The sequence below is a fragment of the Streptococcus oralis genome (assembly GCF_022749195.1).
In the GTDB taxonomy this organism is placed as follows: Bacteria; Bacillota; Bacilli; order Lactobacillales; family Streptococcaceae; genus Streptococcus; species Streptococcus oralis_CI.
Map to the genome: position 1 here is coordinate 643,656 of NZ_CP094226.1, position 17,552 is coordinate 661,207.

Here is a 17,552-nt window from a genome sequence, read left to right on the forward strand (position 1 = left end):
TTTTAGAAAAAACAATCAAAAATATGATTTTTTGTGTTTAGGGTATTGAAATTTCCTATATTATTTTATAAAATAAGGGTAAAAGGCTATGAAAAAGTAATGTGCTTACAAATAAATGGAAGCGGTTACTAAAGGAGGATTTTATGGAAAAAGGCCATTGGAATCGTAAAAGAGTCTACAGCATTCGTAAGTTTGCCGTAGGAGCTTGCTCTGTCATGATTGGAACCTGTGCGGTTCTATTTGGAGGAAGTGTCATTGGAGAATCACCAGTTTTCGCGGATGAAACTCCTATCGCCCACACTGTAGAACAAGCAAAAGAGGAAAGTCCGGCAGTGGAGGAGAAAGAAGATCAAACTGTAGCAGAGCACAAGGATGTTGCAAGTGTTGATCAAAGTCAAGCTGCTCCAATTGAAGCAAGCAAACCAGAGAAGAAAGAAGAGGAACCTGTAGCTCCAAAAGAGGAGAAAGCGTCACTAAAACCTGAAGAAACAGCTCCAAAGGTAGAATCTCAAGCTTCAAGTCAAGAAAAACCTATTAAGGAAGATTTGAAAGCTGCGACAAATGAAGAAGTGAATCAAATGATTGAAGATAGAAAAGTGAATTTTAATCAAAATTGGCACTTTAAACTCAATGCGAACCCTAAAGAAGCTGTGAAATCAGATGCAGATGTATCAACATGGCAAAAATTGGATCTCCCACACGACTGGAGTATCTTTAACGATTTTGACCATCAGTCACCTGCCCAAAACGAGGGTGGACAGCTCAATGGTGGAGAAGCTTGGTATCGCAAGACCTTTAAACTTGATGAAAAAGATCTCAAGAAAAATGTTCGAGTGACCTTTGATGGTGTCTACATGGACTCTCAAGTCTATGTCAATGGCCAGTTAGTGGGGCATTATCCAAATGGTTATAACCAGTTCTCATACGATATCACCAAATACCTTCACAAAGATGGTCGTGAGAATGTGATTGCTGTCCATGCGGTTAACAAACAACCAAGTAGCCGTTGGTACTCAGGTAGTGGTATCTACCGTGATGTGACCTTGCAAGTGACAGATAAGGTTCATGTTGAAAAAAATGGAACAACTATTTTAACACCAAAACTAGAACAACAGCAACATGGTAAGGTTGAAACTCATGTAGCCAGCAAAATCGTCAATACAGATGATAAAGACCATGAACTGGTGGCAGAATATCAAATCGTTGAACGTGGTGGTCAAGCTGTAACAGGCTTGGTTCGTACAGCGAGCCGTACCTTGAAAGCACATGAATCAACAAGTCTTGATGCTATTTTAGAAGTGGAACAACCAAAACTCTGGACAGTTTTAAATGACAAACCAGCCTTGTACGAATTGATTACGCGTGTTTACCGTGACGGTCAATTGGTTGATGCTAAGAAAGATTTGTTTGGTTACCGTTACTATCATTGGACTCCAAATGAAGGTTTCTCTTTGAATGGTGAACGCATTAAATTCCATGGTGTTTCCTTGCACCATGACCACGGAGCGCTTGGAGCAGAAGAAAACTATAAGGCAGAATACCGTCGTCTCAAACAAATGAAGGAGATGGGCGTTAACGCCATCCGTACAACTCATAACCCTGCAAGTCCACAGACCTTGCAAATCGCAGCAGAACTTGGTTTGCTCGTTCAGGAAGAGGCCTTTGATACTTGGTATGGTGGTAAGAAACCTTATGACTACGGACGTTTCTTTGAAAAAGACGCGACTCACCCAGAAGCTAGAAAAGGTGAAAAATGGTCTGACTATGATCTTCGTACCATGGTCGAAAGAGATAAAAATAACCCAGCTGTCTTCATGTGGTCTATCGGGAATGAAATCGGTGAAGCCAATGGTAATGCTCACTCTCTTGCAACGGTTAAACGCTTAGTAAAAGTGATTAAAGATGTTGATACGACACGTTATGTTACTATGGGAGCAGATAAGTTCCGCTTTGGTGATGGTAGTGGTGATCATGAGAAGATTGCTAATGAACTGGATGCGGTTGGTTTCAACTACTCAGAAGACAACTACAAGAAACTTCGTGCGAAACATCCAAACTGGTTGATTTATGGTTCAGAAACATCTTCAGCAACCCGTACACGCGGTAGCTATTATCGTCCTGAACAAGAATTGGTACATAGCAACCAAGCTTATCGTAACTATGAACAGTCAGATTATGGAAATGATCGTGTTGGTTGGGGTAAAACGGCAACCGCTTCATGGACCTTTGACCGTGACAACGCTGGCTATGCTGGACAGTTTATCTGGACAGGTACGGACTATATCGGTGAGCCTACACCATGGCACAACCAAAACCAAACTCCTGTTAAGAGCTCTTACTTTGGTATTGTAGATACAGCCGGTATTCCAAAAAATGACTTTTATCTCTACCAAAGCCAATGGGTTTCTGCCAAGAAGAAACCAATGGTGCACCTCCTTCCTCACTGGAACTGGGAAAATAGAGAATTGGCATCGAAAGTTGAAGATTCAGACGGAAAAATTCCAGTTCGTGCATACTCAAACGCTGCAAGCGTAGAATTGTTCTTGAACGGTCAATCTCTCGGAGTTAAGAAGTTTAACAAAAAACAAACCAGTGATGGCCGCACTTACCAAGAAGGTGCCAATGCTAAGGAACTCTATCTTGAGTGGAAGGTTGCTTACCAACCAGGTACTTTGGAAGCTGTAGCTCGCGATGAAGCTGGAAAAGAAATTGCACGTGATAAGATCACGACTGCAGGCCAACCTGCAGGAGTTCGCCTCGTCAAGGAAGAACACGCAATCGCAGCAGATGGAAAAGACTTGACCTACATCTACTACGAAATCGTAGACAGTGAAGGAAATGTGGTACCAACTGCCAATAATTTGGTTCGCTTCCAATTACATGGCCAAGGTCAACTGGTCGGTGTAGATAATGGGGAACAAGCCAGCCGTGAACGTTATAAGGCACAAGCAGATGGTTCTTGGATTCGCAGAGCCTTTAACGGTAAAGGGGTTGCCATTGTTAAATCAACTGAGCAAGCAGGTAAATTCACTCTAACTGCCCATTCAGATCTCTTGAAATCTGGTCAAGTAACGGTCTTTACTGGTAAAAAAGAAGACCAAGAAAAGACCGTTCTCGGGACAGAAGTACCAAAAGTACGTACTGTTATTGAGAAAGAGCCAAAAATGCCGAAGACAGTCGGTTTTATCTACAGTGATGGCAGTCGTGAAAAACGTCCAGTAACTTGGTCTTCAGTTGATGTGAGCCAAGCAGGAGTTGTGACTGTTAAAGGTATGGCAGATGGACGCGAAGTTGAGGCCCGTGTCGAAATTCTAGCAATCGCAAATGAGCTTCCAACTGTTAAGCGTGTTGCTCCAGGAACAGACTTGAGCGCTGTTGACAAATACGTTTCTATTGCTGTTACGGATGGAAGCGTACAAGAATACGAAGTTGATAAGTGGGAGATTGCGGAAGCAGATAAAGCTAAACTGTCAGTTGCAGGATCACGTATTCAAATGACTGGTCAACTGGGTGGTGAGACTATTCACGCTACCCTTGTGGTAGAAGAAGGTAATCCTGCGGCTCCTGCAGTACCAACTGTAACGGTTGGTGGCGAATCTGTCACTGGTCTTACTACTCAAAATCCAATGCAATATCGAACTCTTGCTTACGGTGCATCCTTGCCAGAAGTTGTAGCAAGTGCTGAAAATGCGGATGTTACTGTAGTCCAAGCAAGTGCAGCAAACGGCATGCGTGCAAGCATCTATGTTCAACCAAAAGATGGTGGCCCTCTTCAAACCTATGCAATTCAATTCCTTGAAGAAGCGCCAAAAATTGACCATTTGAGCCTACAAGTGGAGAAAGCTGACGGTCTTAAAGAAGATCAAACAGTGAAATTGTCTGTCCTTGCCCACTATCAAGACGGAACACAAGCAGTTTTACCAGCAGATAAAGTAACCTTCTCTACAAGTGGTGAAGGGGAAGTCGCAGTTCGTAAGGGAATGCTTGAATTGCATAAGCCAGGAACAGTCACTCTCAAGGCAGAATATGAGGGGGCTACAGGTCAAGTTGATCTCACTATCCAGGCCAATACTGAGAAAAAAGTAGCCCAATCTATCCGTCCAGTAAACGTAGTAACAGACTTGCATCAAGAACCAAGCCTTCCAGCAACAGTAACTGTTGAGTATGACAAAGGTTTCCCTAAAACTCATAAAGTCATTTGGCAAGCTATTCCAAAAGAAAAACTAGACCACTATCAAACCTTTGAAGTTCTAGGTAAAGTTGAAGGTCTTGACCTTGAAGCGCGTGCTAAAGTCTCTGTAGAAGGTGTCGTTTCAGTCGAAGAAGTCAGAGTGACGACCCCAATCGCAGAAGCGCCTCAATTACCAGAAAGCGTTCGTACCTACGATTCAAATGGTCACGTTTCATCAGCTAAGGTTACTTGGGATAAGATTCGTCCAGAGCAATACGCCAAGGAAGGTGTCTTTACAGTTAATGGTCGCCTAGAAGGTACGCAATTAACAACTAAACTTCATGTTCGCGTATCTGCTCAAACTGAGAAGGGAGCAAACATTTCTGACCAATGGACAGGTTCAGAATTGCCACTGGCCTTTGCTTCAGACTCAAATCCAACTGATCCTGTTTCAAACGTCAACGATAAATTGATTTCCTTTAATGACCGCCCAGCTAACCGTTGGACAAACTGGAACCGTACTAATCCAGAAGCTTCAGTTGGTGTCCTATTCGGAGATTCAGGTATTTTGAGCAAACGTTCAGTTGATAATCTAAGTGTCGGATTCCACGAAGACCATGGAGTTGGTGTACCGAAGTCTTATGTGATTGAATATTATGTCGGTAAGACCGTTCCAACAGCCCCTAAAAACCCTAGCTTTGTAGGTGAGGAAAACCATGCCTTTAATGATCCTGCAAACTGGAAAGAGGTAAGCAATCTCAAAGCACCAGCTCAATTAAAAGCTGGAGAAATGAATCATTTCAGCTTTGATAAAGTTGAGACCTATGCGGTTCGCATTCGTATGGTTCGACTTGATAGCAAGAAAGGAACGTCTATCACAGAAGTACAAATTTTTGCGAAACAAGTCGCAGCAGCCAAACAAGGACAAACAAGAATCCAAGTTGACGGTAAAGACTTAGCAAACTTCAATCCTGATTTGACAGACTACTATCTTGAGTCTGTAGATGGAAAAGTTCCTGCAGTAACAGCAAGTGTTAGCAACAATGGTCTTGCGACAGTTGTTCCAAGCGTTCGTGAAGGTGAGCCAGTCCGTGTCATCGCTAAAGCTGAAAATGGCGACATCTTAGGAGAATACCGTCTACATTTCACTAAGGACAAAGACTTACTTTCTCGTAAACCTCTTGCTGCGGTCAAACAAGCTCGCTTGCTGCAAGTAGGGCAACCACTTGAATTGCCAACGAAGGTTCCTGTTTACTTCACAGGTAAAGACGGTTACGAAACAAAAGATTTGGCAGTAGAATGGGATGAAGTTCCAGCAGAAAATCTGACAAAAGCAGGTCAATTTACCGTTCGAGGGCATGTCCTAGGTAGTGATCTTGTTGCTGAGTTCACTGTACGAGTGACAGACAAACTTGGTGAGGCACTCTCAGACAACCCTGACTATGATGAAAATAGCAACCAAGCCTTTGCCTCAGCAACTAATGATATTGACGACAGTTCTCATGACCGTGTTGACTATATCAATGATAGAGATCATTCTGAAAATCGTCGTTGGACAAACTGGTCTCCAACACCATCTTCTAATCCAGAAGTATCAGCGGGTGTGATCTTCCGTGAAAATGGTAAGATTGTAGAACGGACTGTTGCTCAAGCCAAACTTCACTTCTTTGCAGATAGTGGTACGGATGCACCATCTAAACTCGTTTTAGAACGCTATGTCGGTCCAGAGTTTGAAGTGCCAACCTACTATTCAAACTACCAAGCCTACGACGCAGACCATCCATTCAACAATCCAGAAAATTGGGAAGCTGTCCCTTATCGTGCGGATAAAGACATTGAAGCCGGTGATGAAATTAACGTTACCTTTAAAGCTGTCAAAGCCAAAGCCATGAGATGGCGTATGGAGCGCAAAGCGGATAAGAAGGGTGTTGCGATAATTGAAATGACCTTCCTTGCTCCAAGCGAATTGCCTCAAGAAAGCACTCAATCGAAGATTCTTGTAGATGGAAAAGAACTTCCTGATTTCGCTGAAAACCGTCAAGACTATCAAGTAACTTATAGCGGACAACGTCCAAAAGTCTCAGTCGAAGAAAGTAATCAAGTAGCTTCAACTGTAGTAGATAGTGGCGATGATAGCCTTCCAGTACTTGTTCGCCTCGTTTCAGAAAGTGGAAAACAAGTCAAGGAATACCGTATTCAGTTGACTAAGGAAAAACCAGTTTCTGAGAAGACTGTTGCTGCTGTACAAGAGGATCTTCCAAAACTCGAATTTGTTGAAAAAGATTTGGCCTATAAGACAGTTGAGAAAAAGGATTCAACACTGTATCTAGGTGAAACTCGTGTAGAACAAGAAGGAAAAGTTGGTAAGGAACGGATCTTCACAGCGATTAATCCTAGTGGAAGTAATGAAGAAAAACTTCGCGAAGTGGTAGAGGCTCCGACAGACCGCATCGTCTTGGTCGGAACAAAACCAGGAACCTCTCTTCCAGAAGACGAAGTGAAGAACCTAGTCCTCGACAGACCCGAACTTATAGTCGAAGAAGAAACCATTGACTTCAAGGTTCAGGAGCGTAAGTCTGATAAGTTGTACCTAGGAGAAACTCGTGTCCTACAAGAAGGTCAAAAAGGTATTCGTCTTCACTTGATTGAAGTAGAAAATGGAAAACGTCAGCTTAAAGAAACTTACGATAAAGTCGCTGTTCAAGATCGTATAGTAGAAGTTGGTACTAAACCAGGAACTTCTCTTCCAGAAGACGAAGTTAAGAACCTAGTCCTTAACAGACCAGAACTTGTAATCGAAGAAGAAACAATTGATTTCAAGGTTCAGGAACAAAAGAATGATAAGCTTCCAGCGGGTCAAACTCGTGTTCTCCAAGAAGGTCAAAAAGGTATCCGTGTTCACTTAATCGAAGTTGAAAATGGTAAGCGAACTGAAAAAGAAAGCTATGATAAAGTTATAGCTCAGGATCGCATCGTAGAAGTCGGTACAGCTGGTGAAACGACCAAACCAGTACCTCAAGAAGCAACAAAACCACAAGTATCAGAAAAAGCAGATACAAAAGAAATTGCTTCAAGTAAAGCTAATCAAGCTCAAAAAGAGCAGTTACCAAATACAGGAAGTGCAGAAAGTCAAGCAGCCCTAGCAGCAGGCCTAGCTCTTCTTGGTTTGAGTGCAGGTCTAGTGGCCACTAAAGGAAAAAAAGAAGACTAGAATGAATAAGTATTTCTTCTAAATGTATCTCAGAAAGACCAGGGAAACCTGGTCTTTTTGTATTCAATTCAAGACAAATAAAAATTCCAAATTTATATTAATTTCAGAAAGAATGTTGGGTATTATACAATTTTATTTGATTAACAATTATATAAAGTAGTCGGAATAAAAATTAAGATAATTCAAACTTATAAATAAATGTAATATTTTAATATGTTGCTTTTTAAGTGCTTCTTATAAATTGAAGCTAGTTTTATAGGCATTCTGTCACTTGAGAGAAAGCTTTAAGTTGATAAAATAAAAATATAAGTTAAAATTTTACACAGTGTCAATATTTTGTAAAGAGTAATAACCTTATATTATTACAAAAAAAGTTAATTTTGTTTTATAATAAAATTAAAGGAGGTTTCTATATTAAAAACAGAACCAATATGATAAATAATTGCAATTGCATACTGTAAGAACGTCTGTAAATGTGATGTAGTTTCATCAATGCGCCTCATCCATTTTAATGAATTTGAAAGGAGATGTTGTTGAGTTTTGACAATCATAGTTGGTCGTTTTATGTTTTCGGTTATTTAGAAAGGAAGAAAATGAAGAACAAGAAATTTTGGTTATCCATCCTAACTTCTCTGGCATGTGTTCTAGGGATAATCCTTGCTCCCAATTCAGCAGAAGCGAAGGAGTTAAAGAATGTTATCAGTAATATCGGAATTTGGGAAGTTGATAATGGTAAATTTATAAGTCCGGATGAAAATGGAATTTATAACCTTTCTCCAGAGCACCATGACTACTCAAACTATAAGTTCTCAGTGGATTATGATTTGAGTGCCTACGATGGCAAATTGGAGGACGGTGATACCTTTACATTTACAGTCCCAAGTCCGTTAACCGTGAGAAATGAGAGTTTTGACTTGAAAGACAAAGAAACAGATCTCGTTATCGGGGAAACTCAAATTGTATCAAATGGGGATAATAATGGTGGTAAGGTAACTATTACATTAAAGAATCTGAAAGCTTACCTTGAGAAAAAAGGTGGCTATCAAGTACAAAATGTCAAAGGGACATTCTTTGTTGGTTTTAGTTCTAAAAATGAACTAAGCAATGAGACGCTTCGATTTGATAAAACGGAAACCATAAATGAAATTACACACCAGATTAAGGTAAAAAGAGGCGAAGCATCTGATTATTCTGAAGGTATTGGACGTGCGAATTTCAGTAAGTATCATGGTTTGATTTATAAAGAGGATTGGACATCTAGTGCTCTAAATAAGAGTGGACAATATTTACACAGTTGGTATGTTCGAGCTAATCCGAAACAAGCTGCCTATAACAAAATTGAAATTCATGACTGGGTTGATCCTAATGCCTCACCGATGCAGATGATTCCAGAAACATTTAAAGTTACGGCAGGTTGGTACGATAAATCTTATTACTTTAAAGATGAGGTGGTCTTAGAAGCTGGTAAAGATTACCAAGTTAGTTGGAATGAGTCATATACCGATTTTACTTTAACAATTAACAATGCTTCTTCAATTGTTGCTAAGAACGGGAAACCTGCAGCATTTCGAATTAATTATAAAACAAGTGCTCCAGCTGATGGAACAAAAGTTCAGAATAATGCTGAAATGAAGGGTGATGACCAGATTCTTACATATGACGACTATAGTAATAAGACAGTCGTTAAGCAAATCGGAAACTCAGTAGTTGCTTCAGGCGGTACAATTCAGTTAGAAACTGGTTACCGTATCATTCTTTACAAGGTCGATGAGCTGACTCATGACCGTCTAAAAGGAGCAAAATTCAAGATTACTCCTCCGGCAGGAGCTACGGCTAAAGAGGAAATTGTAACGACAAATGATGACGGAATTGCTGAATCATCTATTTACTCAGAAAGTGATATCAAGAAAGGGAACTTTACAGTAACTGAGGTTCAGGCTCCTGAGGGATATGAGTTAAATCCTACTCCATTTGAGATGACTGTTGGACAAGACGGAGCTATCAAAACAGTTACAAATAAACGTAGCAAAGCTAAAGTTAAGATTAAAGCTAATAAAAAACTTACAGGACGTGAGTTAAAGGCTGAAGAGTTTGAATTCACTTTAACAGACCAAGATGGTAAGGTGAAAGAAACTGTGAAGAATGACAAAGACGGAAACATTGCTTTCTCAGAATTGGAATTCGACAAAGCAGGAACTTATACCTTTAAAATTGCTGAAAAAGCTGGCAGTGATACAAGCATCAAGTACGATACTAAAACTGTTACGGCTACAGTTACTGTAGCGGACAAGGGTAAAGGCGCACTTGAAGCAACTGTTTCTTACGATGATGAAAAATCATTCGAGAACACTTACACTCCAGCAAAAACGGAAGTTTCTGTTAAGAAAGTATGGAAGGACGAGAACAACCAAGATGGCAAACGCCCATCTTCTGTCACAGTTAAATTGCTTGCAGATGGTCAAGATACTGGTAAAACACTTGAATTGACTGAAGCAAATGGTTGGGCTGGAAGCTTCAAAGACCTTGATGCTGATAAAGGTGGAACACCTATACAGTACACGGTAGCAGAAGTAACTGTTCCTGGTTACACTTCTGAAGTTACTGGTGATGCTGCATCAGGATTCACTATCACAAATAGCTATTTACCAGAAACAGTTGTTGTAAAAGCAACTAAGAACTGGGATGACGCGAACAACCAAGACGGCAAACGTCCAACCAAGATTACAATCAATCTTTTAGCAGACGGTCAGCAAGTTGATTCGAAAGAAGTTCAAGCAGCCGCAGACGGAACTTGGACTGTCGAATTCACGAAATTAGCAAAATATAAAGCTGGTAAAGAAATCAAATACACTGTAACAGAAGAAGCCGTAGCAGAATACGAAGCGACTATTACAGACTTTACCATCACAAACAAATATGCTCCTAAAGAAATTGACTACAAGGTAACAAAAGTATGGAACGATGCGAACAACCAAGATGGTAAACGTCCTGAGTCCGTAACGATTCAACTTTATAAAAAAGTAGGAAATGCAGATCCAGTAGCCGTTGAAGGTAAGCAATTGACCTTAACAGCTAAGGAGAAGACTGATGATAACACTTGGGTAGCATCCTTCACCAATCTTCCACAATACGAAGTTGGAAAAGAAATCACCTATTCTATCAAGGAAGTGGATGTACCAGCTGGTTACGAAGCCTCTGTGACTGGTCAAGTAGTGACAAACAATTACACACCAGAAACAGTAATTCTTTCAGGAGCTAAGGTTTGGGATGATAACAACAACCAAGACGGCAAACGTGCAGATAAAGTGAAAGTTCAAATTCTTAACGGCGACAAGGTTGTTCAAGAAATTGAAGTTTCAGAAAAAACTGGTTGGAAGTTCGAATCTAAAAAACTTCCTAAGTATGAGAATGGTAAGGAAATCAAGTACACTGTCAAAGAAACTGCTATGACAGAATACAAAGCAACCATCACTACAGACAAGGATGGTAAGTACACCATTACTAACGAACATACTCCAGAGAAAACATCTGTAAAAGGTCATAAAATCTGGAAAGATGAAGATAACAAAGATGGCATCCGTCCAGCATCTATCACCGTAAAACTTCTTGCAGATGGTAAGGAAACTGGTCAGACAGCTACAGTGTCAGAAACAAGTGGCTGGACTTATGAGTTTACAGGTCTTGATCGTTATCAAGAAGGTAAGGAGATTGCCTACACTGTTGAAGAAGTGAATGTTCCAGATGGTTATACTGCTTCGGTAGAAGGTTACAACATTACAAATACGCACACTCCTGAAAAACCAACACCTGGCAAACCAAATGAACCAGGTAAGCCTAAAAAAGGTGGGGAATTGCCTAATACAGGAAGCGAGTCTAACCAAGTGGCTCTAGTAGCTGGAATCGCCCTACTTGGATTGGGAACAGGATTCTTGGCAAGACGCAAAAAAGAAGATTAAGTTTTTTAAACGGTATCTTTCACGAAATTTTGCAACACAGTTTAAAAGTAGAAACAAGTGTCAATGGAAATTGGCACTTGTTTTTTTGTAACTGACCCTGGTTCTACTACCGGATACAAGTGGATAGTTGCCACTTATTGAAAAGCTATTGTTTTCGCTACGAAATCCTCTATAATAGGTGACAAATAAAAAAGGAGATGTTGCATATGATTGAAACAAGATTACAAGATAAATTGAAGTCAGGTTTGGAGGTGGAAAATTTTCAAAAAGATGGGGCTATCTATCTGTCTCTTAATCCAGATTATTTATCTGGAGATAATGCTAAATACATGACCATGTACAACCGTATGGCTCGCTGGTATGATATGAGTGAGAAATGGATAGGACCACTTCTCCACGGCAAGGCAATTGATAAGTTGAGAAAGGATCTGATGGAGGAAATAGAATGGAAGGATAATTTATCTGTTCTTTATGTCTCTATCGGGACTGGCCAAGACCTCCGTTATATTCCTGAGACAATTGACCTGAAAAGTTTAGACTTTGTAGGGGTAGATATTTCTATCAGTATGCTAAAAAAATGCCAGAAATCTTGTGCTAAAAAGACCAATCTGCAACTTTTCCATGCTTGCGCGGAGGATCTACCCTTTGCGGATAATAGTTTTGACATTGTCTACCATATTGGCGGAATCAATTTTTTCAATGATAAGGCCAAGGCTATGCAGGAAATGCTACGAGTAGCGAAGCCAAGAACCAAGCTTTTAATCGCAGATGAGACGGCTGACTATGTGGATCAGCAATATAAGAAAAATCATTTTAGTAAGGATTATTTTAAAGACGCTACTGTTGATTTGAGTGAAATTGAGAATGCTGTTCCAAGTGAAGTTAAGGAAAAGGAAATGAAACTTCTTTGGGATGAAAAATTCTACGCCTTAACATTTAGGAAATAAGAAAAAGTATCTTGGTAGAGCTTAGAAAGTAAGTATGAAGATAAAAACATTCCCTTAGACAGCTGTCTGGGGGAATGTTTTTTATGGGAGCATCATCAATTCGACAATCATAGCTATGTAGATGATTAAGGTAAGGAGAAAACCAGCTCTCCAGAAAAATTTGATGAATTTAGGGTAATAAAAACTTCGTTTTTTGACAAGGAAAAAGACTACAAGGAGGATTGCTAGGAGAGAAAGTGCGACTCCAAGTCGCGGTAGAAAGTTGTGGGTAAAGGCTTTAGCAGTAATCAGGTAGTACTCAAATACCAAAAGTGGAAAAGCTAGATCCGCGAAATTAAATCCTATTTTCCTAAGTCCAAAAAGCTTGGTGACAATAAAGCAAACCACCAAGGTTAATATCAATAATAAAATAGATGCTATTTTCATTAAAATCATACCAATATTGTATCATAAAAAAACGCTAAAGGAAATGAGAAACAAGGGAATTTGTTGGAAAGTCAGGCTTTTGAGATTGTAGGTGTTTTTTGTTATAATGAAAGTTATGAAATCTTATAATACCTTGAATGATTATTATCGAAAACTTTTCGGAGAAAAGACTTTCAAAGTTCCTATCGATGCGGGATTTGACTGTCCAAATCGGGATGGAACTGTAGCACATGGTGGTTGTACTTTTTGTACGGTTTCAGGTTCTGGAGATGCCATCGTGGCACCGGATGCCCCTATCCGTGAGCAATTTTATAAGGAAATTGACTTTATGCACCGCAAATGGCCAGATGTTCAGAAGTACTTGGTTTATTTTCAAAATTTTACCAACACCCATGAAAAGGTGGAAGTGATTCGGGAGCGATATGAGCAGGCTATCAACGAGCCAGGTGTAGTAGGAATCAATATCGGAACACGGCCAGACTGTTTACCCGATGAAACCATCGAATATTTGGCTGAGTTATCGGAACGCATGCATGTGACGGTAGAATTGGGCTTACAGACAACCTTTGAAACAACTTCTGACTTGATTAACCGTGCCCATTCTTATGAATTGTATGTGGAAACAGTAAAACGCTTGAGGAAATATCCCAAGATTGAGATTGTTTCCCATTTGATTAATGGTCTGCCTGGTGAGACTCATGAGATGATGGTCGAAAATGTTCGTCTCTGTGTTAGGGATAATGATATACAAGGTATTAAGCTGCACTTGCTTCACCTCATGACCAATACGCGCATGCAGCGGGATTACCACGAAGGACGCTTGCAACTGATGAGTCAGGATGAGTATGTCAAGGTCATCTGTGATCAGTTGGAAATCATTCCCAAGCATATCGTCATCCATCGAATTACTGGAGATGCACCGAGAGATATGCTGATTGGTCCTATGTGGAGCCTCAATAAATGGGAAGTGCTAAATGCTATTGAAACTGAAATGAGACGTCGTGGAAGTGTGCAAGGATGCAAGGCTGTAAAACAGGAGTTTTAAAATGAAAAGACCACTTGAGATGGCACATGATTTTTTGGCTGAGGTTGTGACAAAAGAGGATATTGTAGTGGATGCGACTATGGGCAATGGACACGATACCCTTTTTTTAGCCAAGCTAGCCAAGCAAGTCTATGCCTTTGATATCCAGGAGCAGGCTTTGGAGAAGACGCAAGAGCGTTTGGATCAGGCTGGAATGACAAATGCTCAGTTAATCTTGCAAGGTCACGAGACACTGGATCAATTTGTGACAGAAGCTAAGGCAGGGATTTTTAATCTGGGTTATTTACCTTCTGCTGATAAATCCGTCATCACCCAACCTCAGACTACCATTGAAGCCTTAGAAAAGCTGTGTCATTTGCTTGTCAAAGGAGGACGGATTGCTATCATGATCTACTATGGTCATGAAGGAGGAGATACTGAGAGGGATGCTGTATTGGATTTTGTTAGTCAGTTGAACCAACAAGAGTATACAGCTGCCATTTATCGAACCCTAAACCAAGTCAATAATCCCCCGTTTTTAGTTATGATTGAGAAATTAGAAAGGTATAGACATGGATAAACAATACCTTCGTGAGAAGCTTGAGACAATGCGCCAAAATTTTGTCGAGTCAACGCATCACGAGCGAGCAGTCGGGGTGCTCGACGAAGCACATATGAGCAAGAAAATGCTTAAAATCAAGAAAAAATTAGTGGCTCTTGAAATGGAACGATGCCAGAAAAAAATTGAGCACAAAGACTGTTCTAAGATTGATCAGAAAATTCAAGAGCAAAAGGAGATTTTTGAATCTTGTTGTAAAAAAGATTAAGGAGGAATTGTGTGGAATTACTCATTTACTTGATTCTATTTTTATTTGTCTTAATCATTTCAACCACGACCAATAAACTTCTCCCTTTTTTGCCTCTTCCTCTTGTGCAAATCCTTTTGGGGATTGGGATTGGCTTATTTGTTCCTGATGCGGATTTTCATCTCAATACGGAGCTGTTTCTGGCCATGGTTATTGGTCCCTTACTTTTCCGGGAGGCAGAAGAAGCGGATATTACGTCCATTTTGAAGCACTGGCGGATTGTCGTCTTTCTGATTTTTCCTGTGATTTTTATCTCGACCTTAAGCTTAGGAGGTATGGCTCACTTCCTTTGGATGACTCTTCCTTTAGCTGCCTGTTTGGCAGTTGGAGCGGCACTTGGGCCAACAGATTTGGTTGCTTTCGCATCTCTTTCTGAACGTTTTTGTTTTCCAAAACGGGTTTCCAATATCCTAAAAGGGGAAGGGCTCTTAAATGACGCTTCTGGTTTGGTTGCCTTTCAGATGGCTCTGGCTGCTTGGACAACAGGAACGTTTTCTTTCAGCCAAGCTGGGACTTCCCTAGCACTTTCTATCCTCGGTGGTTTTGTAGTCGGTTTTGTGACGGCTATGGTCAATCGTTTCTTGCATAGCTTTTTGCTGAGTGTACGAGCGATAGATATAGCCAGTGAATTATTGCTAGAACTAAGTTTGCCACTCATGACCTTTTTCATCGCAGAAGAGTTTCATGTTTCAGGGATTATCGCAGTAGTGGTTGCAGGTATTTTGAAGGCCAGTCGCTTTAAGAAAATTACGCTCCTTGAGGCTCAGGTAGACACCGTGACGGAGACCGTCTGGCACACCGTGACCTTTATGCTAAATGGATCAGTCTTTGTTCTCTTGGGAATGGAATTAGAGTTGATTGCAGAGCCGATTTTGTCTAATTCTCTCTACAATCCCCTTCTTTTACTGATTTCAGTTGTCGTTCTGACCTTCTTGCTTTTTGCGATCCGCTTTGTCATGATTGCTGGTTTTTACTTTGTGAGGACGCGTCGACTTAAGAAAAAAATTCATAAGTACATGAAAGATATGCTTCTTTTGACCTTCTCTGGTGTCAAAGGGACAGTATCTATCGCGACCATTCTCCTCATACCAAGTCATTTGGAGCAGGAATACCCTCTCTTACTCTTCCTTGTAGCAGGCGTTACACTATTGAGCTTTCTAACAGGTTTATTGGTCCTCCCTCACTTATCTGAGGAACAAGAGGAAAGCAAGGATCATTTGATGCATATTGCGATTTTGAATGATGTGGCTGCAGAATTAGAAAAAGAGCTAGACCATCACAAGAACAAACTCCCTCTTTATGCAGCTATTGATAATTATCATGGTCGAATTGAAAACCTCATCCTTAGTCTGGAAAATAAGAGAGTCCAAGAGGACTGGGAGTCCCTCAAGCTTCTTATCTTGAGTATTGAGATTGACGGTTTGGAACAAGCCTACGAGGAAAATAGAATCAGTGAGCGTGGCTATCGAGTTTACCAGCGTTACCTAAAAAACATGGAGCAGAGTATCAATCGGAATTTCGCTTCTAGAGTGACTTATTACTTCCTAGTTTCCTTACGGATACTGCGCTTTCTACTCCATGAAATGTTTACCTTTGGTAAGACCTTTCGCAGTTGGATGAATGAAGAATCTCGTAAACTACTAGCAGTTGACTATGATCAGATTTCAGAGTTGTATTTGGAAAATACAGAGCTGATTATCGAGAGTTTGGAAAACCTCAAAGGGGTTTACAAGAGTTCTCTGATTAGCTTTATGCAAGAGTCTCGTCTACGCGAGACGGCCATTATCGGAAGTGGTGCTTTTGTTGAGCGGGTTATCAATCGCATCAAGCCAAACAATATCGATGAAATGCTGCGAGGCTACTATCTCGAACGTAAGGCAATCTTTGAATACGAAGAAGCTAAACTGATAACAGCCAAGTATGCCAAAAAACTACGCCAAAATGTGAATAATTTAGAGAATTATTCTCTGAAAGAGGCTGCAAATACCTTGCCTTATGATATGCTAGATTTAATCAGAAGAACTTAGACGATGAAGAAAATGACGGAGGATGAAACATGAAAAAGTGGTGGAAAGAGCTGATGGACAGGCCCTTATTGAAAGCTTTTTTGCATTATTATCAAGCATCTGATAGCGAGTTGACCAGTGTTGCGGTTGCCTACTATTGGTTGATTTCAATCTTTCCTTTGCTAATGATAATGGTCAATATTTTGCCTTATTTTCAGATTCCGGTCTCAAATTTCTTACTTACGATCAAGGAATTTTTGCCTGATACGGTGTATGATGTGGTCGCCAAGATTGTCCGAGAAGTTCTGACTCAACCATCGACTGGTTTGCTGAGTTTTGCTGTTTTATCTGCCCTCTGGACTTTTTCGAAATCAATGGATTTCCTCCAAAAAGCCTTTAACAAAGCCTATGGAGTGACCAAGAGTCGAGGCATTATCTCCCATCAGTTGATGAGTCTACTTGTTAGTTTTGGCTTGCAGATCCTTTTTGCCTTTGCCTTGTTTTTGAGTATGTTTGGTCGTATGTTGCTTAACCTCCTCAAAACTTACTGGCAATCAGACAGTCCGCTATTTTCCTACCTGCAAGACTTTACAGGCCCTCTGGTCTATGCCTTGATCTTTGCCATTCTAGTCATGATTTATTACTTCCTTCCAAAAGTAAAAGCACCACGAATCCGCTATGTTTTACCAGGAAGTGTCTTTGTCTTGCTAACTCTTATCTTTTTATTGAATATCTTTTCTGTCTACGTCAATAGTTATGTTAATCATCTGGTTGATGTCCGATTTTTCAGTTCCATTATTGTGGTAGTCATGATGTTCTGGTTTATTCTCATTGCAAAGATTTTGATTATCGGAGCAGTTATCAATGCCAGTGTTCAGAGTTTGAAAGATCCAAAGTTTGGTATAGAATAATTAGAAAAATCCCTATTAGGTTTCCTAATAGGGA

The 17,552-nt window shown here is 40.3% G+C and carries 9 protein-coding genes; 8 read left to right on the forward strand and 1 reads right to left on the reverse strand.

Going from position 1 to position 17,552, the window contains the following annotated elements:
* The first annotated feature begins 143 nt into the window (after positions 1-143).
* The 3 genes from bgaA to MP387_RS03190 all read left to right on the forward strand — a co-directional run bounded on the left by bgaA (position 144) and on the right by MP387_RS03190 (position 12,285).
* A complete protein-coding gene (gene bgaA / locus MP387_RS03180; protein WP_242747643.1) occupies positions 144-7,382 on the forward strand; it encodes an LPXTG-anchored adhesin/beta-galactosidase BgaA in 7,239 nt (2,412 codons plus the stop codon).
* Positions 7,383-7,975: 593 nt separating this feature from the next.
* Complete coding sequence (locus MP387_RS03185; RefSeq protein ID WP_242747645.1) at positions 7,976-11,338, forward strand: Cna B-type domain-containing protein; 3,363 nt, start codon at positions 7,976-7,978, stop codon at positions 11,336-11,338.
* Positions 11,339-11,544: 206 nt separating this feature from the next.
* Positions 11,545-12,285 carry a class I SAM-dependent methyltransferase gene (locus MP387_RS03190; protein WP_242747647.1) on the forward strand — a complete coding sequence of 247 codons (741 nt, stop codon included), beginning with the start codon at positions 11,545-11,547 and terminating at the stop codon, positions 12,283-12,285.
* Between the two features lie 81 nt (positions 12,286-12,366).
* Here MP387_RS03190 and MP387_RS03195 read toward each other — a convergent pair whose 3' ends face one another.
* Complete coding sequence (locus tag MP387_RS03195) at positions 12,367-12,726, reverse strand: DUF3397 domain-containing protein (protein ID WP_000525394.1); 360 nt, start codon at positions 12,724-12,726, stop codon at positions 12,367-12,369.
* 91 nt (positions 12,727-12,817) lie between these two features.
* Here MP387_RS03195 and mnmL point away from each other — a divergent pair, with 91 nt between their 5' ends.
* Genes mnmL through MP387_RS03220 form a run of 5 tightly spaced genes read left to right on the forward strand, consistent with a single transcriptional unit; the run spans position 12,818 to position 17,518 of the window.
* Positions 12,818-13,756 (forward strand): tRNA modification radical SAM protein MnmL/YtqA, encoded by a 939-nt coding sequence (gene mnmL, locus MP387_RS03200; protein WP_242747648.1) that lies wholly within the window; start codon positions 12,818-12,820, stop codon positions 13,754-13,756.
* A 1-nt stretch (position 13,757) separates the two neighbouring features.
* A complete protein-coding gene (gene mnmM, locus MP387_RS03205) occupies positions 13,758-14,315 on the forward strand; it encodes a tRNA 5-(aminomethyl)-2-thiouridylate-methyltransferase MnmM (RefSeq protein WP_042902095.1) in 558 nt (185 codons plus the stop codon).
* Positions 14,308-14,562, forward strand: coding sequence for a hypothetical protein (locus MP387_RS03210; protein WP_000361100.1), 255 nt, complete (start codon positions 14,308-14,310; stop codon positions 14,560-14,562). Before mnmM ends, MP387_RS03210 begins: the two co-directional genes overlap by 8 nt.
* Before the next feature lie 11 nt (positions 14,563-14,573).
* Complete coding sequence (locus MP387_RS03215) at positions 14,574-16,628, forward strand: cation:proton antiporter (protein ID WP_242747650.1); 2,055 nt, start codon at positions 14,574-14,576, stop codon at positions 16,626-16,628.
* Between the two features lie 29 nt (positions 16,629-16,657).
* Positions 16,658-17,518: a YihY/virulence factor BrkB family protein gene (locus tag MP387_RS03220; RefSeq protein ID WP_000759517.1), complete on the forward strand. Its 861-nt coding sequence runs from the start codon at positions 16,658-16,660 to the stop codon at positions 17,516-17,518.
* Positions 17,519-17,552 lie beyond the last annotated feature (34 nt).